Source organism: Streptomyces sp. NPDC047017 (genome assembly GCF_040644175.1).
Classification (GTDB): domain Bacteria; phylum Actinomycetota; class Actinomycetes; order Streptomycetales; family Streptomycetaceae; genus Streptomyces.
On sequence record NZ_JBEYVW010000014.1, the window covers coordinates 212,585 to 236,546 of the forward strand.

Annotated in this window: 18 protein-coding genes and 2 pseudogenes; 9 read left to right on the plus strand and 11 right to left on the minus strand. The window is 72.7% G+C overall.

Annotation, left to right across the window (positions count from 1 at the left end):
- The 4 genes from ABZ858_RS23975 to ABZ858_RS23990 all read right to left on the minus strand — a co-directional run.
- On the minus strand, nt 1-911 hold a 911-nt coding region (locus ABZ858_RS23975), incomplete at its 3' end, for a VCBS repeat-containing protein (protein ID WP_361382074.1).
- A 115-nt stretch (nt 912-1,026) separates the two neighbouring features.
- Nucleotides 1,027-1,638, minus strand: coding sequence for a hypothetical protein (locus ABZ858_RS23980; protein WP_361382077.1), 612 nt, complete (start codon nt 1,636-1,638; stop codon nt 1,027-1,029).
- Nucleotides 1,639-2,236: 598 nt separating this feature from the next.
- Nucleotides 2,237-2,566, minus strand: coding sequence for a hypothetical protein (locus tag ABZ858_RS23985; RefSeq protein ID WP_361382080.1), 330 nt, complete (start codon nt 2,564-2,566; stop codon nt 2,237-2,239).
- Complete coding sequence (locus ABZ858_RS23990) at nt 2,559-2,741, minus strand: hypothetical protein (protein ID WP_361382083.1); 183 nt, start codon at nt 2,739-2,741, stop codon at nt 2,559-2,561. Before ABZ858_RS23990 ends, ABZ858_RS23985 begins: the two co-directional genes overlap by 8 nt.
- A gap of 420 nt (nt 2,742-3,161) precedes the next feature.
- Between ABZ858_RS23990 and ABZ858_RS23995 the strand changes: the two genes are divergently transcribed.
- The 4 genes and pseudogenes from ABZ858_RS23995 (at nt 3,162) to ABZ858_RS24010 (ending at nt 9,163) form a co-directional block, all read left to right on the plus strand.
- Entirely contained in the window at nt 3,162-4,133 is a 972-nt protein-coding gene (locus ABZ858_RS23995) for a LuxR C-terminal-related transcriptional regulator (RefSeq protein WP_361382086.1), read from the plus strand.
- Between the two features lie 92 nt (nt 4,134-4,225).
- Nucleotides 4,226-4,354, plus strand: a pseudogene (locus ABZ858_RS24000) (cyclase); the annotation flags it as partial.
- 91 nt (nt 4,355-4,445) lie between these two features.
- Nucleotides 4,446-7,427, plus strand: a complete 2,982-nt coding sequence (locus ABZ858_RS24005) for a LuxR family transcriptional regulator (protein ID WP_361382089.1) — start codon at nt 4,446-4,448, stop codon at nt 7,425-7,427.
- A gap of 107 nt (nt 7,428-7,534) precedes the next feature.
- Nucleotides 7,535-9,163, plus strand: coding sequence for a S53 family peptidase (locus ABZ858_RS24010; RefSeq protein ID WP_361382092.1), 1,629 nt, complete (start codon nt 7,535-7,537; stop codon nt 9,161-9,163).
- Between the two features lie 114 nt (nt 9,164-9,277).
- Here the strand turns inward: ABZ858_RS24010 and ABZ858_RS24015 are convergent, their stop codons facing one another.
- Nucleotides 9,278-10,189 carry a C1 family peptidase gene (locus ABZ858_RS24015; RefSeq protein ID WP_361382095.1) on the minus strand — a complete coding sequence of 304 codons (912 nt, stop codon included), beginning with the start codon at nt 10,187-10,189 and terminating at the stop codon, nt 9,278-9,280.
- A 503-nt stretch (nt 10,190-10,692) separates the two neighbouring features.
- On the opposite strand from ABZ858_RS24015, the gene ABZ858_RS24020 reads away from it, so the two are divergent.
- On the plus strand, nt 10,693-11,628 hold the full coding sequence (locus ABZ858_RS24020; RefSeq protein ID WP_361382098.1) for a transcriptional regulator: 936 nt from the start codon (nt 10,693-10,695) through the stop codon (nt 11,626-11,628).
- Nucleotides 11,629-11,928: 300 nt separating this feature from the next.
- On the opposite strand, the gene ABZ858_RS24025 is transcribed toward ABZ858_RS24020, so the two are convergent.
- Nucleotides 11,929-12,777, minus strand: a complete 849-nt coding sequence (locus tag ABZ858_RS24025) for a helix-turn-helix transcriptional regulator (protein WP_361382101.1) — start codon at nt 12,775-12,777, stop codon at nt 11,929-11,931.
- A gap of 138 nt (nt 12,778-12,915) precedes the next feature.
- Here ABZ858_RS24025 and ABZ858_RS24030 point away from each other — a divergent pair, with 138 nt between their 5' ends.
- Both ABZ858_RS24030 and ABZ858_RS24035 read left to right on the plus strand, forming a co-directional pair.
- A complete protein-coding gene (locus ABZ858_RS24030; protein ID WP_361382104.1) occupies nt 12,916-13,695 on the plus strand; it encodes an NAD(P)H-dependent oxidoreductase in 780 nt (259 codons plus the stop codon).
- A 57-nt stretch (nt 13,696-13,752) separates the two neighbouring features.
- Nucleotides 13,753-14,252, plus strand: a pseudogene (locus tag ABZ858_RS24035) (ADP-ribosylglycohydrolase family protein).
- A gap of 235 nt (nt 14,253-14,487) precedes the next feature.
- Here ABZ858_RS24035 and ABZ858_RS24040 read toward each other — a convergent pair.
- Nucleotides 14,488-14,859 carry a helix-turn-helix domain-containing protein gene (locus ABZ858_RS24040; RefSeq protein ID WP_361382106.1) on the minus strand — a complete coding sequence of 124 codons (372 nt, stop codon included), beginning with the start codon at nt 14,857-14,859 and terminating at the stop codon, nt 14,488-14,490.
- Between the two features lie 105 nt (nt 14,860-14,964).
- On the opposite strand from ABZ858_RS24040, the gene ABZ858_RS24045 reads away from it, so the two are divergent.
- On the plus strand, nt 14,965-15,804 hold the full coding sequence (locus ABZ858_RS24045; RefSeq protein ID WP_361382109.1) for an NAD(P)H-binding protein: 840 nt from the start codon (nt 14,965-14,967) through the stop codon (nt 15,802-15,804).
- Nucleotides 15,805-16,191: 387 nt separating this feature from the next.
- The gene (locus ABZ858_RS24050) at nt 16,192-16,569 is read left to right on the plus strand and encodes a hypothetical protein (protein WP_361382112.1); all 378 of its coding nucleotides are present in this window, start codon (nt 16,192-16,194) and stop codon (nt 16,567-16,569) included.
- Nucleotides 16,570-16,751: 182 nt separating this feature from the next.
- Here the strand turns inward: ABZ858_RS24050 and ABZ858_RS24055 are convergent, their stop codons facing one another.
- From ABZ858_RS24055 to ABZ858_RS24070, 4 genes are all read right to left on the minus strand, one after another.
- A complete protein-coding gene (locus ABZ858_RS24055; RefSeq protein ID WP_361382115.1) occupies nt 16,752-20,735 on the minus strand; it encodes a hypothetical protein in 3,984 nt (1,327 codons plus the stop codon).
- Between the two features lie 277 nt (nt 20,736-21,012).
- The gene (locus ABZ858_RS24060) at nt 21,013-22,365 is read right to left on the minus strand and encodes a hypothetical protein (RefSeq protein ID WP_361382118.1); all 1,353 of its coding nucleotides are present in this window, start codon (nt 22,363-22,365) and stop codon (nt 21,013-21,015) included.
- 116 nt (nt 22,366-22,481) lie between these two features.
- Entirely contained in the window at nt 22,482-23,186 is a 705-nt protein-coding gene (locus tag ABZ858_RS24065; protein ID WP_361382121.1) for an alpha/beta hydrolase family protein, read from the minus strand.
- A gap of 188 nt (nt 23,187-23,374) precedes the next feature.
- Entirely contained in the window at nt 23,375-23,938 is a 564-nt protein-coding gene (locus ABZ858_RS24070; RefSeq protein ID WP_361382124.1) for a TetR/AcrR family transcriptional regulator, read from the minus strand.
- Nucleotides 23,939-23,962 lie beyond the last annotated feature (24 nt).

Sequence of the window (23,962 nt, forward strand, 5' to 3'; positions counted from 1 at the left end):
CCGTCGCCGTTGAAGTCGCCGGCCGTCAGCCCTTGTACGGTCCCCCACGTCGTGCCGCCGTAGAGGGCGCCGCCTGCGGCGTTGATGGTGCCGTCGCCGTTGCCGCTGTACAGGTGCAGTGAGCCGTCGCTCCAGATCGCCATCACGTCGGCCTTGCCGTCACCGTTGAAGTCACCGACGGCCAGGCCCTTGACGTCCTTCCAGGAAGTACCGCCGTACATCTCGATCCGGGCGCCGAACTTCCCGGCGACACCGGTGCCGGGGTAGAGCCACATCGTGTTGTTGCTGTCGATGCCGACCAGGTCCGCTTTGCCGTCGCCGTTGAAGTCGCCCGTGGCCGAGTGGGTGAGCGTGACGGGCGGCGGAGCGTCGTCGGCGATGTTGTTGTAACGCAGGCCCTCGTAGACGCTGGTGGGCCAGCCCTCCAGGGAGGAGTTGTTGATGTTGGCCGAGGTGGGCCCGTGGGTGGGATCGTGCTCGTTGGACTCGGCGTAGTAGGTGAAGGAGCCGCTGCTCTGGTCCTTCCAGCCCGCGAAGAGGAACGTGTGCTCGGCGGTGTAGTCGAGGGCGTCACCGGGCTTGAGCGAGGAGAAGCTGATCTGGGAGGACACGTCGGGCAGCGTCCAGGTGACCAGGCTGTCGGTCAGGTGCCAGGCCATGGAGACATAGCCCGAGCAGTCCTCTCTGTAGGTGCCGTTCGCGTCGGACTTGTACCCGGACTGGTTGTAGGGAACGTTCTCGTCGACCCAGGACTGGGCGCGGGAGAGGACCTCACTACGGGTGATCCTGCCGCCGGCCGTGGAAGCGGCGTAGGCGGCCGGGCCGGTGGCCAGGCCGACCAGCGTGCCGGTGGCGGTCAGGGCGGTGACCGCGGCGAGAGAAACGAGGAAAGCGCGCTTGCGGGATGACACTGTGACTCCTTCTGTGCACAGACAACGGGTGCAACGGGTATGGCGCGGCCGGATCGGAACGCGGGGCGGCCGGATGGAACGCGGGGCGGCCGGATCGGAACGCGGGGCGGCCGGATCAGGGGTGGGCCCGGAGCTGGGCCGCGAGGGTGGACAGGAACGCCCGGTCCGAGGCGGGGGTGGCGGTGTCGGTCTGACCGGCCGAAGCCAGGTCGGTGTACTGCAGGGCCGTCAGTTGGCTCCCCTGGAGGGCGAGGTAGACGTGATGTGTCTGCGAGCCGGGAGCGGACATCCCGGGGACGGCGGTCCACTGGTACCGCCACGCCGAGGCGTCGCCGGCGGTGGCGGTGCGGGCCACGGAGGCGTCGGGGGTGAGGCGGTTGGTGCTCTGCAGGGCGCGCAGCGGCATGGCGCAGGACTTCATGCCGGTGCCGGCCTGGTCGAACGCGTGCCGGGCGGCGGCGGAGGTGGCGAAGGTGAAGGTGTCCTGGATCGCCGGAGTGCCCGCCGCACTGGCCCAGCCCTGCTGCAGCCAGGCCGTGGCGCCGTCGAGGCCGGCGCACTCGTCGAGTCCGATGTGATGGCCGACGGGACGTCTGACGGGCGAGCCGATCGGCTTCCAGGCCGCCTTGGCCTCGTCGGGCAGTTGGCCGGCGGCCAACGGCGGGGCCGGGGACGGGGACTTGGCCCGCGGGGCGGCGCCATGGGCCGGGGCGGTAGTAGAGGGCACGGGAGCGGAGCGCGCGGTGTACGTCCTGGGCATGTCGCGGTCGGCGGCAGGGGCGCTGGACGCGACGGCAGACGAAGGGTGCGCCGGGGCGGCCGACGAGACGCTGCCGTACTGGACGACTGCGACGGCGGCCGCGGCCAGGGCGACGGGGACCGCGGCGAACGCGAAGGCGCGGCGACGGACGGTGGGCATGGCGGATGGTCCCTTTCCAGGGCGGGGCAGCTGTTCAGGACAGGCGCGGGCGGAGGCGGGCAGAGGTGGGCGGAGGCGGGCGGAGGCGGGCAGACGTGCGCCGCGCGTGGTCACGACGGTTCTGGCGGCCGTCACCAGGCGTTGCTGTCACCGGGATGCGAGGCGATGCGGCTCTGTTCGGCGCCCTCCGCGGCCTGCTCCGAGGGGCTGCCCCAGGCTGTCCTGCGGGAACAGCGGTGGTGGGACAGGGCGCGGAGACGGGCCGTGACGGAGTGACGGGCGAGAGGGCGCGGCGTCGGCGCGAGCCAGGAGCCGGGAGCCAGGGCGGCGTAGTCGGGCGAGCTGAGAGCGCGTCGGGCGGCTTACTAGGCGGGCGCGTCGGGCGGCGGCGCGTCGGGGCGGCGTACTAGGCGAGCACGTCGGCCGTCGGCGCGTCAGGCGGCAGATAGCGGCGCCGCATCAGAGGTGATGCCTCGTGGCAGCGTGTGAGCAGGGCGTGAGCGCGGTGTGTCACGCTGCGGAAGCCGGGGGCGGTGGGGTCCAGGGTGAGCAGGTAGATGAGCAGATCGAAGCGCTCCTCCTCGGCACGGCCGAGCGCGTGCTCCAGCCCGTCCTCGGGGACCGCGTGGGCCCACAGGGCGCCGAGCACCTCGGCCACCTCGCTCGCCGGCTCGGCGGGGACTCCGACGCGGCGTTTGAGGCAGGAGTAGGCGATGTCCATCAGGTGGTCAGCCACCCCAGGAGATGTCCGCGGGGCGGCTGTGCGCCTCGGAGGCGAAGGTGCTGTGCGCCTCGGAGGCGGGGATGCTGTGCGCCAAGGAGGCGGGTGCCTGGGTCACCACGGCGGCGCCGAGGGCCAGCAGGCCGAGGAAGGCGACCGCGACGGTCCGGGCGATACGGGTGCGGATCATGACAGGGGCTCTCTTCTGGGGTGGGAGTCCGGGCCGGGTTCCGGTCGGGCGTCCCTCAGCCGACGCTCGCACCTTGGCCCTTCCGGGCTGTTTCCGGCTGGCGATGGACAGCTTCTCCGCTGATCGACGTGCCGGGAAGAGCCTCCGGTTGTCCGCTGTCGGACAGTCCGGATTTGGACACACGCTCATGGGCGGGCCAACCGGTCGGCCCCCTGGCCGCTGCCGCCGGAGGGACACCGTCCTGACGGCCCCTGGTGAGACGGTCGCACAGGAATGCCGACCCACCTCCGGCAAGTGACCTTGCGTCAACTTAGAGTAAACAAAACGTGCTTGGTCGTTACAGTGTTCGATTTCGGCTGGCATGATGATCACCGCATGTGCCGCCGGGGAGGGCGGCGCCGCGACGGGGGGACCGGTGCCATGCTGGATGCTCTGGGGGTCAGTGATGCCTCCGCGAAGGTCTATCAAGCGATGATCGACCACCCTTCACTGGGCGTCGACGCGTTGGCCGGCCTGTGCCGGCTGGCACCATCACGGGTCCGCGAGTGTCTGGACGAACTCGGCCGGCTGATGCTGGTCCGCGCGTCCGGCGAGCACCCCGGTCAGCTGCGCGCCGTCAGTCCCGAGGTCGGGTTCACGGAACTGCTGGCCCGCCAGGAGGCCGAACTCGCCCAACGCCAGGCCCGACTCGCCGCATCCCGGGCCGCGGTCACCCGCATGGTCGCCGAACGCGCCGAACGCCGCTCCCCGCACGGAGAACGTGTCCTGGGCATGGACGCCGTACACACGGCCCTGGAGCGGATGGGCCACTCCGCGCGCACCGAGGTGCTCGGAGTCCAGCCCGGGATCCAGACCCCGGAGGACCTGTCGGTCGCCCGGCCGGCCGACGCGGAGGCCCTGAGCCGCGGCATCACCATGAGAACCCTCTACCAGGACGCGACGCGTCAGCATCCCCACATCAGCGCCCACGCCCACTGGTTGCTCAGCCAGGGCGCCGAGGTCCGCACCGCTCCCACCATCCCGCAGCGGATGGTCGTGTTCGACCGGGCGCAGGCGCTCGTCCCCGTCGATCCCGCCGACCACCGCAAAGGCGCCCTCCACGTCACCGAACCGGGCATCCTCGCCGCCCTGGTCGACCTGTTCGAGCAGGCGTGGAACACCGCGGTGCCGCTCGGCGCCACCCGTCCCGACGCCCCGGAAACCGGCCTGACCGGCACCGAACGCGAACTTCTGCACCTCCTCGGCACCGGTCTCACCGACGACGCGGCCGGCCAGCGCCTGGGCGTCTCCGCCCGCACCGTGGGCCGCCACATGGCCTCGCTCATGGAACGCCTCCATGCCAGCAGCCGCTTCGAGGCCGGCATCAAGGCCGCACAGCGCGGCTGGCTGTGACCGCCTCCGTACCGGCGCCACGGCCTCGCCACCGCCACCCTCACCGCCGGGCAGAGAACGTCCGAACGCCGGTGCAGTGGCCGTAGGCATGCGTCGCGGAACTCACCGAAGTGATCCCGGAGGACCGGATCGCCTGGCACACCGTGGACGGTGCCGACCACGCCGGAGTCGTCACCTTCCACCGCCCGGGCGATACGACGAGCCGCGTCACCTTGCGGATCGCCGCGGCCGCGAGCCGGGTGAGGAGGCCGCCGCCGCGTTCGGCGTGATGCCCTCATTGACAAGCCGAACTCCCGAGATTGTCATGAGCACATGGAGCGACGCGCGGAGATCACCGGCCACCACCACGGCGCGGAGCGGCCCGCCGCCGTGTGTGCGGGGTCGCCGGTCGGTCGCCGTGAGCTGCTCGGCGCGGCCCGGGCCGCGCTGGCCGACTGCCCCGGCGTCCTCCTCCACGGCCCCGCGGGGATCGGCAAGTCCGCGCTGGTAGCCGCCCTCACCGCGTCCTCCGCCGCCCCGGTGCTGCGCTGCTCGCCCGCGCCGGAGGACGCCCGGCTGCCGTTCGCCGGGCTCGTCGACCTGTTCGCCGGGGTGCCGGAATGCCACCTCGACGCCCTGGCACCCGAGCCCCGTACGGCCCTGCGGGCGGCGCTGCTGTGCGCGGACGAACCGGCGGACGGCGGCCGGGACCGGCTCGCGGTGCGCCTCGCCGTCCTCGGCGTGCTGCGCGCACTCGCGCTGACCGGCCCCGTGCTGCTGGTCGTGGACGGCCTGCAGTGGCTGGACGGACCGAGCGCCGACGCGCTCGGCTATGCCGTACGCCGCCTCGACGGCACCGCCCTGCGCATGGTGGCCGCCGAGCGGAGCGCGGACGGCGAGCTGCCGGAAATGCTGCGCTGCTGCCCGCCCGGCACCGCCGAACTGGCCGTGCCGCCGCTGCCGGACATGGAGGTCGCCCGGCTGCTGCGCGCGGCCCTCGGCGCCGAGCTGCCGCCCGCGCTGCTCCGGGCGGTCCAGACCACCGCCGCCGGAAACCCGTCCTACGCACTGGAGTTGGGCCGGGCGGCCAGGCTGGCCCCGGCGCCCGCCGACCCCGGCCGCGCGCTGCCCGTACCGCGCAGGCTGCGCGCCGCGCTGCTGGAAGAGGTACGCGCCCTGCCGGAGGCCGCGCGGCACGCCCTCCTCGTGACGAGCGCCGCCGACCGCCCGAGCCTGTCCCTGCTGCGGGCCGCGGGGCTCCCCGGCCCGGCGGCCGCCCTCGCGCGGGCCGAACGGCTCGGCGTCGCGAGCGCCGACACCGAGGGCATCGTACGGTTCCGGCATCCGGTGCTGCGGGCCGCCGTGTACGCCGACGCGCCCGAGCACGGCCGCCGCGCGGCACACGCCCTGCTGGCGGTCGCGGTCACCGAGCCGGTGGAACGGGCCCGTCATCTCGCGCTCGCCCGCCCGTACGAGGACGAGACCACCGCCCGCACCCTGATGGCCGCGGCCGAGCACGCGCGCCGCCGGGGCGCGGCCGACACCGCCCACGAACTCGCCCGGCTCGCCGCCCGCCGCACCCCGGCCGACCATCAAGCGGCGTACGCGGACCGGCTGCTGGCAGCGGCCGAGTACGCCTGCGACGCCGGGCAGCTCCAGGAGGCGGGGCAGGCGGCCCGGACCGTCCTCGCCGCGGCGGGCTCCGCGCAGCAGCGGGTACGGGCCCGGCTGGTCCTGCTGCGCCACGCGGGGCAGGCGCTGGAGGGGACCCGCGAGCTGATCGAGGAGGGCCTGCGGGACGCGGCCGGAGACCCGCGGGCACAGGCGTGGCTGTACCACTGGGCGGCCGTACGGGAGCTGCTGTGCGGGGAGTTGGCGCAGGCCGCCCGGTACGCCCGGCGGGCCGCGCGGCAGGCGGCCGCGGCCGGTGACACGGACACCCGGACCGGGGCGCTCACCACGCTGGCCCGGGTGCGGTCGCTGGCCGGGGACCCGGCCGCCGCCGACGCCGCGCTGGCGGAGGCGCCGGTCCCGGGCGACGGCACCGAGGGCGCCGGCGGCGGCCCCGGCGGCGGCCCGGAGAGCCGGCGGCTGATCCGCACCCGCGCGGTCCTCGCCCTGGACGCGGACCGGGTGACCGAGGCGGGGGAGTGGATCGCCGGGCTGCTCACCGCCATCGGTGAGTCCGCCGGGGTCGAGGAGCTCATGGCGACCCGGGTGGCGCGGGCCCGGGTCCAGGTGCGCGCCGGTCACTGCCGCGAGGCCCTGCGCACCGCCGCCCGCTGCACCCGCGCCCTGGCCGAGGGGGGCGTACCGGCGGGTCCGGCGCTGTACGCGGCGGCGCTCGCGCAGGCCGCGGGCGGCACCGCGGAGGAGGCCCGGAGCCTGGCCCGGCAGGCGGTGCGCGCCTGCGAGACGGACGGCGACCGGCTGTTCCTGCTGCGCGCGCTGGCCGTGCTCGGGCAGGCCGAGCTGCTGGCCGGGGACGCGCGCGGGGCGGCGGCCGCGGCCGAGGCGCTGCACCGGCTCAGGGAGCTGGGCGCCACCATGCGCGCGGGCGACGCCCCGCTGCTGCACGCGTACGGGGACCTGGCCGAGGCGCTGGTCGTGTCGGGGGAGATGGACCTGGCCGGCGAGGTGCTCGGCGAGGCCCGCTCCCGGGTGTCCGGTGCCACGCCCGGCAGCGTGCTGTCGGCCCTGGACCGCGCCGAGGGGCTGCGGGAGGCGGGGCTCGGCCGGGCCAGGGAGGGCACGGTACGGCTGCGCGCCGCGGTGGAGCGGCTGCGCCGGCTGCCGCTGCCGGTGGACCTGGTGCGGACGCTGGTCGCGCTCGGCGTGGTCGAGCGCCGGGCGCGCCGCCGCGGCGCGGCGCGCGAGGCTCTCGGCGAAGCGCTGCGGACCGCGACACGGATCGGCGCGGCTCCGTGGGCGGCGCGGGCGCGGGAGGAACTGGCCCGGCTGGAGTCCGGGGAGCGGACCGAGACGGGCGGGCCCGGGCTCACGCCCTCGGAGGCGAGGATCGCGGAGCTGGTCGGCGGCGGGGCCACCAACCGGGAGGTCGCGGCCGAACTGTTCATCTCCGTCAAGACGGTGGAGGGCGCGCTGTCCCGGGTGTACCGCAAGTTCGGGGTGCGCTCGCGCACGGCGCTGGCCCACGCGATGGCGGTCGCGGTCATCGTGTCGGGCGCGGCAGTCGACGCGGCCGACGACGACGGCCAATCCGCCTCCGTGGCCCAGGAGGTGACGACCAGCCGGCCCGCGCGCCCCGCGCCCCGGGCACTGGTCACCCGCCGTTCACATGACATCGGTGGTTAACACAGGAAGCAAGGGTTCCCCCGCTTATGCGGAGGGGGTCGCTGTTCCTACGTTGAAGCTGTTCCGCTTCCCGGGAACACCGCCCCCACTCCCCAGAGGATCCCACAGTGAAGTCACGCCTGAAACTGCTCGGCCTGGTCGCCGTACCGTCCCTGCTCGCCGCCGCCGTCCCCGCGGCCTGGGCGGCCGACTCCGCGCAGCCGCACACAACCCGCGCCGCCGTCACCGGAGATGTGCTGACGGGACTCACCCAGCACGCGACCCGCACGGGCGCGGTCGCCGCGGGCCAGCGGATAGCGGTGGCCGTCAGCCTGGCCCCCAGAGGCGGCAAGGCGCTCGACACGTTCGTCGCCCAGGTCAGCGACCCGAAGTCCAGCTCCTACGGCCACTACCTGACGAAGCAGCAGTTCGCCGCCCGCTTCGGCCGTACGACCGCCGAGGTCGAGCAGCTCAAGGACTACCTGCGGGGACAGGGCCTCACGGTCGGCACGGTCCACTCGGGCAACCTGCTGATCGACGCCAGCGGCACCGCCGCCCAGGTGCAGAAGGCCTTCGGCACCACGCTCTCGGCGTGGAAGGACACCGCCTCGGGCCGCGCTTTCTACGCCAATGACAGCGCCCCGACGCTGCCGAAGGCCCTCGCGCCGCTCGTCAGCGACGTGGCCGGGCTGAACAACCGCGTCCAGCTGCACCACCAGGCGCCGTCCACCGTCACCCCGCACAACGGCCCCGGCGGCGGCTACACCCCCGCCCAGCTCAAGGGCGGCTACAACGTCTCCGGCACGTACACCGGCAGCGGCCAGAAGATCGCGCTGCTGGAGTTCGACGGCTTCCAGCAGTCCAACATCAGCGCCTACGACAGCCATTACGGGCTGGGCTCGCCCGCCCCGGCGGTGCAGAAGGTCGACGGCGGCTCCGGCGCGCTCGGTGACGGCCAGGTCGAGGTCGAGCTGGACATCGAGGTGCTGAACGCGATCGCCCCCAAGGCGAACGTCACCGTCTTCGAGGGCCCGAACTCCGACGCCGGCGAGGTCGACACCTACCAGGCCATCGTCGACAGCGGCATTCCGACCACGTCGATCAGCTGGGGCGCCGCCGAGTCCCAGCGCACCACGTCCAACATCAACGCCGTGGACGCCGTCTTCAAGGCCGGCGCGGCCCAGGGCCTCGGCTTCTACGCGGCCTCCGGCGACGACGGCTCCGACGACGCGGGCAACGGCGGCACCTCCGTCGACTACCCGGCCAGCGACCCGTACGTCACCGGCGTCGGCGGCACCAAGCTGACCGTGACCTCCTCCAACGCCTGGAGCAAGGAGGTGGCGTGGTCCGGGGGCGGCGGCGGCAAGTCCTCCGTCTTCAAGATCCCGAGCTGGCAGACGCCCGTCCAGAAGAGCGCCGGCGGCGGCTACCGCCAGGTCCCGGACGTCTCGGCGCACGCCAACCCCAGCCCCGGCGTCTCGATCTACTCCCAGGGAAGCTGGACCGCGGTGGGCGGCACCAGCGCCGCCGCGCCCGAGTGGGCGGCGTTCGCCGCGCTCTACAACCAGCAGGCCGCGGCGGCCGGCAAGGCCAACCTCGGCTTCGCGAACCCGGCCCTGTACGCGGCGAAGGGCACCGGTTTCCACGACATCACCAGCGGCAGCAACGGCGCCTACTCCGCCACCACCGGCTGGGACTTCACCAGCGGCTGGGGCTCCTACAACGCCGCCACCCTGGCGGCCAAGCTCCTCGGCTGACAGCAGGCTGACGGCAGACTGACAGCAGGGGGCAGCGCCTGAACCACACGGCGGACGGGGCGCGGGCCGGGGGTGACCCCGGCCCGCGCTTCCGCATGGGCACCAGGCTCCAGGTCAGCTGGTGGCGAGCCTGCCGACCGCGTGGACCTCGTTGACGTCACCGGTGTTGAAGAACGTCCACGGTACGGTGAAGAAGCCGCCGGCGCCCCAGTTGGAGCCCCAGCTGTTCTCGATCTTCACGCCCTGGGCGTTGTACCCGACTATGGTGACCTCGTGGCCGCCGAGGACCGGGTCGCTGGAGGAGTCGCCGGGCAGGTAGCTGTAGTCCGAGGCGGTCTGGGAGTTCAGGTCCTCGAAGCTCTGGTGCACGGTGAAGCCGATCGCCACGGGCTCGCCCTGGGAGACGGCGTTCTTGATGGCGGACTTGGCCGACGAACCGCTCGTGGGCAGTTCGTCGAAGCCCGAAAGCTTGTAACCGGCCGCGTTGGCACGCTCGTTGTCGTCCGGCTGGGTCGTGTAGTCGTCGGTGCCCTGCCAGTAGTCGGACTGGGTGTCGATGCCCTGGTCCTGCTCCATGGGCAGCGCGACGCCCGCGGTGGTGCCCTCGTCGTCGCCCTGGGCGATCTGCGAGTAGATGTACATCGGCGCCATCGGAGCGCCGCCGATGCCCTGCTCGCTCATCAGGATGCCGTACGCCGAGTAGCCGGTGGCCCAGGCGACGCAGGAGCCGACCTGGCCCTGGTCGCCCGGCGAGAGCGCGTACTTGCTGAGGTCGGCGCTGGCCGGCGCGGCGCCGGAGCGCTTGAAGACCGGCTGCGCACCGTGGCGGGTGAGCTTCGCGTCGGGGTGCTTGCCCCGCAGTTCCTTGAGGTTGAGGCCCAGGCCGTGCGTCAGGTGGTGGGCGTGGGGGGCGGCCTGCCCGGCGGCGGTCGCGGCGGTCGCGGTGTTCGCGAACGCGGCGGTGGACAGGCAGGACAGGGCGGCGGCTGCGACGGTGACGACACCGGCGGATCTGCGGAAACGCATCGTTCCGACTCCTTGGAGCGCAGTAGTGGGGGGAGTGCCGGACCACCGGACGGTGGGACCGGGCACACGCCGGTGAACGGAAGACGGTGGGGAGAACTCGGCGGCCTGGACTGCCGCCGTCCGACTCCTTGTTCGACCGGCAACCGGAAGCCTGCGCCACACCGCTTGGACGCGGCAAGGTCATCTGCCCGTTAACTGTTAGGAGTTGATCGCGATGGGGCCAATGACCCTGGTTGCCCGGTTCCGGCGCCGACTCTTACCTGGTTCTCGTTGACTTGCCGTGGGTCTCCGCACTTCGCTGGATTCCGCGCGGGAACACGCTCCCGGGACTGGGACTGGGACTGGGACTGGGACTGGGACTGGGAACCGGGACTGGGACCGGGACCGAGGCCGGGACTGGCGCCGAGGCCGAGGCCGGGGTCGGGGCCGGTGCCTCGGCCGACGGAACGTCCGACTGCGCAGCCGACACACCGGCCCGACGTCCGCAGGAGGCTGACCCGACGATGCAAGACGATGCCGTTTCGCTCCCCGGCGAACCGCTGGCGGCCCTGCTGCGCACCGGCCCCTTCCCGGACGCCCTGCGGGCCGCGATGGAGGCCAGCGGCCTGACCCTCAACCGCATCCGGCACCGGCTGCACAGCTTGGGCACACCGGTGTCCACGGCCACCCTCAGCTGCTGGCGCTCCGGCCGCCACCAGCCCTCCCAGACCGCCGCGCTGGCCGCGCTCGCCTCGCTGGAACGCGTCCTGGACGTACCGCCGGGCGCGTTCAGCTCCCTCCTCGGCCCTCCCCGGCCCCGGGCCCGGTGGCTGCGCCTGGCCGCCGACGCGCCCGGCCTCACCGCGCTCTGGCCGGAACCCAGACGCGGCGACGTGAGCGAGGCCTACCGCAGCGTCGACTCCCGCTGGATCTCGTCACTGCGCTGCCTCAACCGCCATATGCGGCTGGAGGTCGACGCGCGCGGACGCGAACACCGCATGTGGATGCGGCAGGTGGTACGCGCCGAACGGGACGGACCGGACCGCGCGGTCCTCGCCCACCTGCCGGACACCCCCGGCTCGGTCCCGTCACTGGACCTGCGGCCGCCGTGCCGCCGGGGCACCGTCGTCGAGAACCCGCGCACCGGCATGCTCGTCGCCGAAGTACTGTTCAGCCGGCCGCTGCGGCGCGGCGACACCGCCATCTTCGAGGCCACCCTGACCCACGCCGAACCACGCCCACCGGCACGGGAGTTCACCGTCCGCCAGCAGTCACCGGCCGGGGAGTACGCGCTGGAGGTGCATTTCGACCCGGCCGCGCTGCCCACCACCTGCTACGCCTTCAGCACCTCGACCGGATCGGCCCCCGAGGCCCGCCGCCTGCTCCGCCCCACCGACGGCTGCGTCCACGTGATCGGCACCCGGTCCAGCCCCGGCGTCTTCGGAATCCGCTGGGAATGACAGGTGAGCGCTGGTGGTGGGCCGGGAGTCAGAGCCGGACCTCACGAGGTCCCGGCGAGCGCCTCCTCGCACCGCCCCTGCCCGTTCAGGGCGCGCACCAGGAGGCACCGCGAGGAGGCGGCCCTGTTCCCCGACGCCCGGGGCAGACTGCCGCGCGCGACCGCTTCCGTCGCCTCGAACCGGCCCTGCCCGCTGCCCGCACCGAGCTTCCGCCAGGCACGCCAGGGCGGACAGCTCGATGTCCGCCACGTCGGTGAGATGCGCCGTCGTGCGCCGCGGCCGGCGTACGCACATGACGGATCACTCGCGAGCCCGAGCGCTCACCGTGGGATGCGCGTCACCGCTGTCCGCGTCCAGGCCCGCCAGCAGGCGCAGTCCGTCCTCGGCGGGGCTGCCGGGGGCGGCGGACAGCACCAGCAGCTCCATGCCCGAGTGGTCCGGGAGCGCGAAGTTCTCCTGGTGCAGTTCCAGCAGTCCGACCAGCGGGTGCCGGTACGCCCTGCGGCCATGGGTGCGGGCGCGCACGTCCGCGCGGGCCCACAGGCGGCGGAACCGCTCGCTGCCCATCGCCAGTTCGCCGATGAGCGAGGCCAGGCAGGGGTCGTCGGGATACTTCCCGGCGGCCAGGCGCAGGTGCCCGACCACGTCGAGGGTGCAGTTCTCCCAGTCCGCGTAGAGGCCGCGCTCGGCCTCCTCCAGGAAGATGTGCCGGGCGGTGTTCAGCCCCGGGACCGGCCGGCCGAAGAGGAGCCCGGCGAGGCGGTTCGCGGCGAGTACGTCCATGCGGTGGTTGGTGATCAGCGCGGGTGCGTCGGCGACCAGGCCGAGGACGCGCAGCAGTTCCGGCCGCACCCGCCCGCCCGGCGCCTTCGCACGGCGGCGGCGCTGCCGGGCGAGCCGGTCGAGGTGCCCGCGTTCGGTCTCGTCGAGGCCGAGGACGCGGGCGAGCGCGTCGAGGACCTGCTCGGAGGGCTGGGTCGCGCGGCCCTGCTCCAGGCGTACGTAGTAGTCGACGCTGACTCCGGACAGGTGCGCGACCTCTTCGCGGCGCAGCCCCTCGACCCGGCGGCGGCGGTCGAGGGGGATGCCGACGGCCGCCGGGTCGACTCGGGCCCGCCGGGTCCGCAGAAAGCCCGCGAGATCATCCATGCGCTCAGTATGGCCGCGGCGCGGCCCGCGAGGGTGGCCCTGCCGATACCAGGAAGTCCCGTCCTACGGAAGAGGCGTCCCTGAACACCGGGCGCAGCGTCGCCCAGGATCGAAGGCATCCGATCCGAAGGAGTTCCCATGAAGACGCTGATCGTCCACGCCCACCCGGAGCCGAAGTCGCTCAACAGCTCGCTGAAGGACCTCGCGGTGGCCACGCTGGAGAACGCCGGGCACGAGGTGCGGGTGAGCGACCTGTACGCGATGAACTGGAAGGCGGTCGCGGACGCCGCCGACTACGGCCCGCACGCGTCGAGCCGGCTGAAGGTCGCCCTGGACTCGGGCCGGGCCTTCGACGCGGGGGCGCTCACCCCGGACGTCCGCGCCGAGCAGGACAAGCTGCTGTGGGCCGACACCATCATCTTCCAGTTCCCGCTGTGGTGGTACACCATGCCCGCCATCCTCAAGGGCTGGGTGGACCGGGTGTTCACCTACCGCTTCGCGTACGGCGTCGGCGAACACAGCGACATCAAGTACGGCGAGCGCTTCGGCGAGGGAACCCTCGCGGGCAGGAGGGCCCTGCTGTCGGTGACCGCCGGCGGCCCCGAGCCGCACTACGCCGCGCGCGGCATCAGCGGCCCCATCGACGACCTGCTGTTCCCGATCCACCACGGCATCCTCTACTACCCGGGCATCGAGGTACTCCCGCCGTTCGTGCTGTACGGCGCCGACCGACTGCGCGACGAGGACTACCCGGCCGTCGCCAAGGCCTGGAAGCAGCGCCTGCTCACCCTGGACACGACCGAGCCGATCGCCTTCCGACGCCAGAACTCCGGCGACTACGAGATCCCTTCGCTGCACCTGAAGAAGGGCCTGGAGCCGGAGGGCCGCACGGGCTTCGGGCTGCATGTACGCGGCTAGGTCCTGTCGGGAAAGGGTCGGCGGCGCGGTGGGGCGGGGCACGGACAACCTGCGCGGATGAAGCGGATTCAGCGGGCCGCCGGCGCGGTGGCCGGCTCAGCGGTGGGCGATGCCCTGGGCGGCCCCTTCGAGTTCGGTCACCAAGGGGCGTTCTCCGCGCGGTTTCCCGCCCCGGGCGCCGGTGGCGAGATGTGCGGCGGCGGTGGCTGGGACCCCGGCGAGGCCACGGACGACACGCAGACGGCCGTCCTGGTCGCGGAGTCCCTGCTGGAGCGGGGCCGACTGGGCCTGCCGGACATCTTCGCCCGCTTCCAGCGGTGGGCGGCAGCGGAACCCGAGGACATCGGCTTGCAGACGGAGGACGTCCTGACCTAGGCGGCGACACGGACACCGTCGCCGCGGTGACCGGCGGCCTCGCGCGGGCGCACTACGGGCTGGACGCGATCCCCGCCCGCTGGACCCGGCCGCTCCCTGTCCCCCTCCCGGGATTCGACGGACGGGTGCTGCGCCTGCCGGACCTGCTCCACCTCGCACGCCGCCTCGGAGCGGGCTGTTGACGGACAAGGCGTGGTAGCCGGCTGATGGGAGAGCCGTTGGCGCGGAGGGCCGGACGTCTCGCCTCCGCATGCCGTCGGCGGATGCTGCCGGAGCCGATGCTCGCCGCCCCTCACCACGCCGAACCTGCTCTGCCCCGCTGCCCTGTTGCCGTGCCCCCACGGTGGGCAGCGGAAGTGAAGTGAAGTGAAGCAGGGCGTACAGCGGCAAAAACACATGTCACCGGCCTCTGCCGCGCTACTCCGCCCCACGCGTCGACAGCCGCCGTGTGATCCGGTCGAACAGCACAGTCAGCGGCTCGCCGACCTCCCGGCCGAACTCGGTCAGCCCGTAGGTGACCTGGGGCGGCGTCGTCGGCTCGACCTCCCGCCAGACCAGGCCGTCCTGGACCAGTGCGCGCAGGGTCTGGGCGAGCATCTTCTCGCTGATGCCGTGAATGCTCTCGCGCAGCTCGTAGAACCGGAGGTCATTGCTCCGCAAGGAGATCAGCACCCAGATGCCCCACCTGCTGGTCACATGGTCGACCACATCGCGCGCGGGGCAGTCCGTGTGAAACACGTCATACCGCGCCCCGGTCCCGGTCCCTCTGCGCTGCACGCCTCCCACCATGACATGAGCTTACCTCGGGGTATGTCCTTACCGAAAGTTAGCCCGCACTCCTAGCGTGAAGGCCACAGAGGACTTCCGACGACAACCGACGACAAGGAGCTGATCATGATCGTGGTGACCGGGGCTACCGGGAACATCGGCCGGCCGCTGACGCAGGCGGTGGCTGAGGCGGGCCATCAGGTGACGGCGGTGTCACGGCACTCGACGACGGTGCCGAACGGTGTCCGGCACGTGACGGCCGACCTGGCCCGGCCGGCCAGCCTCAAGCCCGCGCTGGCCGGAGCGAAGGCGCTGTTCCTGCTGCTGTCCGGCGACCTGCACGCCACAGGAGCCCACCCCGCCGACCTCATCGGCGAAGCCGCGGCGAGCGGGGTCCGCCGGATCGTCCTGCTCTCCACTCTGGGCGTGGCGACCAGGCCGTACGGCCCGACCCGGATCGCGATGCGCGAACTGGAGGACATTTTGCGGGAGTCCGGCCTGGAGTGGGCCATCCTGCGGCCGGGCGGCTTCGCCTCCAACGCCCTGTGGTGGGCCGAGTCCGTCCGCACGCGACAGGTCGTCGCCGCGCCCTTCGGTGACGTAGGAGTGCCGGTCATCGACCCGGCGGACATCGCCGCGGTCGCGGCGGCCTGCCTGCTGGACGACCGCCACACCGGCGGCGTCTACGAGCTGACCGGCCCCGAGGTGATCACTCCGCGCCGGCAGACGGAGGCCATCGCCGCCGCGCTGGGCTCGCCGGTGAGGTTCCACGAACTCACCCGCGACGAGGCCAAGACCGCCATGACCCAGAGCATGCCGGCCGAACTCGCCGACGACACGCTGGACATCCTCGGCTCCCCGAACCCGGCCGAACTGCGCGTCAGCCCGGACGTCCAACGCGTCCTCGGCCGCGCCCCGCTCCCCTTCACCGACTGGGCCGCCCGCAATGTCGCCGCGTTCCGCTGAGACCGGGCGCCGACCGCGATCGCGGGCGCGCACCTCGCGGTGGGTCTGGCTGTGATCGGCAACCTCGGCATGTACCTGCGCCGTGTACCGACACGCGCATCGAGAACGCGGTGAGGCTGGGCTGACGGCAGGTTGCCGGGAGGCGGCAGAGTTCCGCCAGGCGTCGCTGCCGGGAACCTCCGTTCACGCCGGATGATCAGGTGAGTAACCTTGATTGAGAGGCCTTCGCCAGGAAGAGGGCTTGCCGCCGATCGCGGATAAGTCCCGAGCGGTTGTGGGGAAGGCGGGGTGGCTGGAAGATGCCAAGCGAAATAGCCGTGAATCGGCAGTAGTGAAAGAATCACGTGGTGTTCCGGCCGATGAGGGCCCGCGAACATGTCTCCCCATTTGACCACGAACGACTGGGTCGTCATTGCTGCGGGAACGACCATTGTCTACATGGTCGCGACGCGTTGGTGCATGCCCACGCCCAAGGCAAAACGTCAGATATCCTTCGCCCCGCTGGGCGGGTGTGTCTTCCTTGTCCCCTCCGCCGCGGTAAAGGGCTACTCCGTTTCCTTCACCCTGTACTCGTACAGCTGTGTACTGCTGATGATCGTCGTCCTGCTGGTGCCGGTCAGGAAAAGGGTCGCAGCCGATGTCCTGGAACAGGAGCGGAACCCTTGGACCAAGGTTCAGCTCAATTCAGTGTCATTGTGGTGGATAGGGCTGTCGCTCGCCGCCGGTATCGCGGCCATGCTCTATCTCCGGCCACTTGTCGAATAGCGCGGCGTCGACTCCCGTCTCCTGGGCTGAGCGCAGCGAGCTGCCGTCAACCATGACCTCGGTCCCCCGGCCCGGCCTCAACATGTGGGACGGACGGCCAGGAGAGTCGAATCCCCCCAGGAACGCAGCCGGGGCCGGACCGCCTGTGAGCGGTCCGGCCCCGGACGGGCAGCGTAGGTCGGTCAGCCGCTGAACCAGCCGTTCAGGTCGGCGATGACCTGCACGCCGCCCGTGTGGTTGGTGAAGGTGATCCTGCCGTCGACGACCGGGACGACCACCAGATTGGAGATCGTCTTCCCGGCCGTGTAGTTGAGGTTCGACGCCCCGGGCCGCGGGCGGCCGTGCGGGTGGACGGTCAGGAAGCTGTCGGCGGTCGGTGCCGTGACCGTCACGTTCAGGACGACGGCCGTGACGCCCTCGGCGGGCACGCCCGCCACACCCGTGACCTGCGCACTCACCACATCGCCCGGGCCGACCGCCCCCGCGCGGGCACCGAGGCCGCTGCGGGTGTCGAGCAGCCGTACCGGCTCGGTGGCGGTGAACGCCGCGCCCGTGGCGGAGTAGTAGCCCGTGACATCGGCGAGCAGATCGACCGTGCCGGCGCTGTTGCGCAGCACCACCGAGCCGTTCACCACCGGCACGACCACCAGATTGGGCAGGGTGTCCCCGGCCGTGTAGTTGATGTTCGACACGACCGGGACAGCCTGGCCGTCCGGATAGGCGATGACGAAGCCGTTGCTGGTCGGGGCGACGGCCGTGACGTTCATGACGACCGCGGTCACCCCGGTGGCGGGCACCCCGTGTACCCCGGCGACCTTCAGCTTCACCGTGCCGCCCGCGCCCACGCGGGCCTTGGCGGCGCCGGTGCCGGAACGGGTGTCCAGGAAACGCGTCGGATCGATCGGCGTCAGCAACGAACCCTGGTTCTGCGCGGCCGTGTAGTAGCCGGCCACGTCGGCGACGACGTCGACCGCGCCCGTGCTGTTGCGCAGGTCCACCGTGCCGTTGGTCACGGCCACCGTCACCAGATTGGAGAGCGTGCGCGAGGCCGTGTAGTTGAGGCTGGAGGCCGACGGCACGGAGGAGCCGTCCGGGTAGACGGTGAGGAAGCCGTTGCTGGTCGGGGCGACGGCCGTGACGTTCATGACGACCGCGGTCACCCCGGTGGCGGGCACCCCGTGCGCCCCGGCGACCTTCAGCTTCACCGTGCCGCCCGCGCCCACGCGGGCCTTGGCGGCGCCGGTGCCGGAACGGGTGTCCAGGAAACGCGTCGGTGTGAGGGGGACGAACCGCCCGGGCGTCGTGGCCGCGGCCTGCGTCACGGTGTAGGCGCCCGGCAGGTAACCGGGGGAGCGGGTGCCGCTCGTGTAACCGGCGCCGTCCGCCACCAGGTCGTAGCGGCCCGGCGGCAGGTCACGCGTGTTCAGCAGCACAGTCAGCGAGGTGCCGCCCGGCCCGACGGAAACCGCCGGGTTCATGCGGTACTCGCTGCGGTTCTCGCTGCCGCGCAGCTCGATCTCGGTGCCGAGTGTCAGCCCGGAGCCGTACAGGACGACCGGGTGCGCCGTCCCGGCCGGCCCGCTCGTGCTGCTCAGCCGGGACACGTCGGCCTGCGGCGAGGAGCCGCCGCAGCCGGTCCTGCACACGCCCTGCATCGTGTACTCGTACGGCACCGCGGCGTTGCCCGGCCCGAAGACGAGCACGTACTGCCCGGTGGGCGCGTAGGCGGTCGTCAGGCAGTGGAACCGGAACTCGCCGTAATTGCCGCTGCACTGGTACGAGTCGTCGGCGGCCCCGGCGAACGCAGTCGGCGCCAGCAGGCTCACCGAGGGCATGTCCACGCCCGTCGAGCTGTCCGTGCCGACCACGTCGAAGGACAGGCGCGGCTTCATGTCGAGCACCGCGCAGAAGGCGGTGGCGGACTCCGTCAGGACCCCGCCGCGCGGCGCGAAGCCCGCCGGCGACACCTTGTTCGCCGTGCACTCCGGCACCCAGCCGGCCGCGGTGCCGACCCGCCAGGTGTCCAGTGAGGCGTTGATCGGCGTGGTGCCGTAACCGCTCGCCAGGGCGAAGACCAGATACGACGTGGACCCGCTGACCCGGCAGGTGCCGGCGGTGCCCGGCGCGCGGCACAGAATCGTCCCCGAGCCGTCGACGACCCCGAGGGACGCGCCCGTGCGGTAGGCCGCGTCCGGCGTGCGCACGGACAGCCACAGCTTGTCCGTGGCCGCCGCCGTCACCCGCAGGCACGTGCTGTCGAGCGCGCCGCGGAAGGTGTACGCGGTGGAAGGACCGCCGACGGCCAGCGACTTCGGCGCCGCGCACCGGGCCGTCGCGGAGATGTCCCGGCGGACCAGCTGGTAGGTGTCGGTGTCGTAGCCGTTGTTGGACAGCAGGGCCGTGTACGCGGCACCGCTGGTGAAGCGGCAGGTCGTCGTGGAGACACCCACGGCGGCACACACCTTGTCGCCGGCGCTGTCGTAGATCGCCAGCGCCGCGTTGACCCTGTTGCTGTCGTTCGTGTAGGCGAGCAGCTCGGCGGTGGAATGCCCGCCGGCCACGACGGACAGGCATGCGGTCTGCCGGGGCTGGAGCCCGACCTGGGCGCCCCGGTGGTCACCGAAGGCGGACGGTGACCACGCCGTGCAGCCCGCCGCCTCCCCGGTGCGCTGGACGGCCAGCCGGTACGTACCGGCCGCCGGCGCGGACAGCACCGCGTGGAACGGTGCGGCGCCGGTCAGCTTGCAGACCGTCGGCCCACGGCCACTGGCGCACTGGGCGGCGCCCTCGGCGTCGAAGACCCGCACGGCCGGGTGGACGTCGTCCGACGTGTCCTCGTCGACCGCCCCCCGGTCGACGAGATAGACGCCCTGGCCGGAACCGGTGGGCAGCCCCAGGCACAGCGTCTGCCCGGCCCCGGTGAAGGTGCCGGTCGCCGGGCCGGACGCGAAGCCGTCGTCGCGCACCGTCGCACAGCCCCGCGCCTGGGCGGTCGGGTAGAACCAGACGCCGTACGCGTCGCTCCCGGCGCTGTCACGGCCGTTCCGGGCCCAGGTGTAGTCGCCGGCGGCCATCCGGCAGGGTGTGGCCGGCTCCGGGTCGCACACCGGTGTGCCGTCCGCGCGGTACAGCCGGCCGACGACACCGGACTCCGTGTCGCCGTCGGCCCTGAGCGCGCCGAACAGGTACGGCCCGGTGGCCCGGACACGCAGGACGCGGCAGCGGGCGGCCGAACCGGTGTCCGGGACCGTGCCGTAGGCCTGCGCCTCGACGGCCGGGCAGCCGGCCGGGTGGGACAGCCGGGCCAGCGTGACCGTGTTGCTGTCGTCGGCGGCAGCGGACCGCTCGTTCGCGAGGACGCGGAACGGAGCCTCGCCCTTCAACACGCAGTCGAGATCGGTGGTGTTGTCGGTGCGGGTGTCGCAGACCTGACTGCCTTCGGCGTCGTACACCGTCGCGTGCACGGGCCAGTCGGCCACGTGCAGGCGCAGCGTCTCACCGGCCGCCGTCGGCAGGCCGTAGCAGACACCGGCGGAACCCGCCGCGAGGGCGCCCGGCAGAACGGCCGGCGCGCCCAGAGCCGTGTCGGTCTCCCTCACCGCGGTGCACGAGGTGCCCGACAGCAGGGTCTTGTAGGCCACGGAGAACCCGTTGCCGGCGCCCCAGGAGCTGGTGACGCTCAGCGTGTGGGCGCCGGCCTGCTGCGTCGGGCAGCGCAGTACCCCGTAGGAGTCGTCCGGCCGGTCGCAGGTGACGGTGGTGCCGTCGGGCGCGGCCAGCGAGACGTTCGTGGGATAGCCCTGCGCGTCGACGACCTGGACGAACACGAGGTCGCCTGCGCGGGGCACGTCGAGTGTGAAGCTCGCGCCGCCGGCGGGGAGAGCGGAGCAGGTGTGGACGGTGTCGGGCGCGAGGGGCCCGGAACAGGTGTCGGAGCGGCCGTTCTCGCCGATGCGCTTGCCGATCTGGCGGGCGGCGCGGAGGTGCGAGTCGGTGCCGGGGGCGGGCTTGGGTCCCGCCTTGGGCGTCTGGGCCGCTTCGGGTGTCCGGGCCGGCTTGGGTGTCTGGGCCGGCTTCGGCGTCGCGGCCACCGTGGTGGCGGCCGCGGCGGTGCCGACCGGTCCGAGAACGGATGCGACGACGGCGACGATCAGCGCGATGACCACGGCACTGACCGCACCAACCGTACTGGCCGCGCCGATGCCCCCGCCGCGCGGCCGTCTCGCCTGTCTTTGCCTGTGTTCGAATGTCAAGTGGTCCCCCCTTGGACTCCTACGTTCAAAACAGGCGGAGTCTAATGTCGATCTGATCGCGGAGGCGGCCTATTACTGCGCCCGGACGGGCAGATGGCCACGAAGGCGTACCAACTGCTGTCGCGGACGCTCGACCGTTCGCGGTGGGGACGGTGGCGACGGCGGTGGCGACAGCGGTGGCGCGACGCGATCAGAGGCGGTGCAGGGGAGCCGTGCTGTCGATCCAGTGCCAGTTCACCGGTTGCCACTGCCGCTTGAGGGCGGTGCGTTCCTTGGCGTAGGAGCGCAGTGCGTCCTCGACCGTCTGACCGAGTGCGCCGAGGGCGGCGGGGCACGGGATGCGCAGCAGCAGATGCTGTGTGCGGTGTACGAGGATCAGCTCGCCCGCAGGGGTGCAGTCCACGAGGGTGAAGTGCTTGAGCAGCTTGTACCGCTTGTCCTCCAGGTCGAGGCGTTGGGCCCGCACTCCGGTGGCCGTCCAGGCGAACAGCCCGTACCGGTTGAGGTGGTAGATCCGCTCGTGTGCGGGGTCGGCGGCGATCTCGAAGCAGAAGCCGGTGAAGGGGCTGTCACGGTACAGGTCCATGCCGCCGAGTCGGCCGACGACCTCACCCTCGTCGCTGACCAGGACGAAAGCGAACCGCTGGCCACGGCTGCCGCCCCGGTAGACGTGGCCGAAGACGGGGACGACGAACAAGTCCTCACGCACCACCGCGGGCCGGCCGAGCCGGGCGTCGTGCCAGTCCCACCGCCGCGCGGTCGGGTCCGCACCGATGAGGTGCTCGGCCAGCGAGGGCCGCGGCCGGCGGTCCATGCCGACGGGCCGCCCGTCGAACAGGACGTCCGGCCGAAGGTCGGCTTCCGTGTGCTTGACGGGTTCCGCCTCCATGGACGCCAGGGCCCGCAGCGTCGGCTTCGAGGTGGGGGTCAGCGGCTGGTCGGTGACCGACACGATGTTGGCGAGCAGGTTGGCGTAGTTGTAGAGGCCGTACTCGCCGGTCGTGCACAGCAGGCGGCCGGCCGGGGTCGTGCTGATCCAGGAGGCGAACGGGTCGCGCGGGCCGTCGTCGTAGCTGCTCAGGGGCGCGCGGTGGCGCGCGGTCAGCGCGGTGAGGTCCGCGGTGACCAGATGGGTCTGGTCTCCGGGACCGGTCGCGGCGAGTGTCCCGTCGGGCAGGACGCACAGCCCCTTGGCCCAGCACAGGTCCTCGCCCAGCCCTGTCGTGGGGCCGCCGAAAGTCGTGGTCCGGTTCCGGCCCCGGTACGCGCTCTGCCCCGAGACCGCGGTGGCGAGCGGGGTGCCGTCGGGGGCGAACCTCGTCACCAACGAGTAACCGAAGTGCGCTTTCGCCGGGTCGGGTTCGTCGTCGGCCACGCCGTAGGTGTGGCGGTGGACGCCGTGGAGGGCGTACATCTCGCCGGTGGGGGTGGTGGCGACGTCGTCGACCCGCACCCCCCAGCCGTCGGTGTACTTGCGCTCCAGGTCGACCGCATGGTGATCGACGAGCGCGGACGGCAGCGGCACGGGTATCGCATGAGTCATTGCGCCATTCTCACCCGCCCCACTGACAACGCCCCAGGAGCCCGCCGCCCGCCTCACGTACTCGAACGACGTACTTGAACGACCGACTTGAACGATGTACTTGACGCTTCCTCATGTCAGGTCGGTTGGCCTGGAGGCGGTACGTCGATCGGAGCCGCACGCGTCAGCAGCGCGGCGACGGCGTCCGGGGCCTCGCGCATCGCGTCGTGCCCGGTGGGGAGTTCGTGCACCTGCCAGCCCGGATCGGCCTGGAGCCGGGCGCGGAGTCCGGCGAAGGGAGTGCGGTCCTCCCATCCGGAGCAGTAGACGAACTCGCGGCGGGGCACACGGTCGGCGGCACCGGTCAGCCGGATCGTCTGCGTGAACGAGGCGAGCGGATGGGGCCGGCGGCGGGGATCGCCGCCGGCGGGCGGAAGCACGGTGTAGCCGGTGCTCGCGGCGCCGGCGATGAACGCCTGCCGGTAGCGCTCGGTGGTCGACGACCAGCACGACTCGCCGTCGCGCGGCACGTAGGCGTCGAGATGCACAAGACGCGAGATCCGGCCGCGGGCACGGTCGGCGGCGGCGGAGATCACCATCCCGCCGTAGCTGTGACCGACCAGTGTCGCGCCGGTGATGTGAGCGCGGTCGAGGAGGCGCAGTACGTCGTCGGCGTGGGTGTCGAGGTTGGCGGTCGCGACCGTCGCGGTGTCGTCGTCGGGCCGCAGACCGGTCAGGGTCAGGGCGTGCACGGTGTGACCGGCGCGCTCCAGCAGCGGAACCACCGCTTCGAACGACCACGAGCCGTGCCAGCCGCCGGGTACGAGGACGAACGCCGCCATGGGCTTCTCCTTCCTTGGGCCGCGGCACCGAGACGCGCCCCCAGGGACGTGCCGTGCGGCGGACCGCGCTGCCTGCGGCGCACAACCACTCCGGACCATCACGTCCGGACCTGGCCGACCACCGGTGAACTGCCGCATGATGCCCGACCGCCACGCCGCCTTCAACAGGGCGGTCGCCGGTCACTGCGTCAGGCCGGGGGCCGCAGACCTCGCAGCAGGACGGAGAGGTAGGCGTCGACGAGTTCCCGGGATGGTGGCTGAACGCGGGCGACGGCGAGGGCCGTTCGGCCGATCAGGCTGGTCGCGACCGCGGGATCGAGGTCGGTGCGGACCGTGCCGTCGCGCTGAGCTGCTTCGACCATCTCCTCCAGCACGCGGGCGAGGTCGCCGCGCAGAGCGGTGGTGGCGGGCATGTTCAGCCCGCCCAACTGGCCGCCGGCGGAGTGGTGGGCGCTCTGGAAGCCGATCAGCTCGCGCAGGAAGAGATCCAGGGCCTGTCCGGGCGCCGTCTCGGCGAGCAGGTCGCGGGCCCGTTGGACGACCGGCGCGAGCAGGCCGGAGACCGCCGCGTCGAGGAGGGCGTCCTTGCCGCCGAACGTGCGCACGACGGTGGCCGCGCCCAGCCCTGCCCTCTTGGCGATGGTCTCGACGGTCAGCGGTGTGCCGGGCTCGGCCAGCAGTGCGGTGGCCGCGTCGAGTGCGAGCCGGCGGTTGCGCAGGGCGTCGGCCCGGCGCGGGGTTCCGGAGGACATTGACAAGTGAAACGCGCCTTCCAC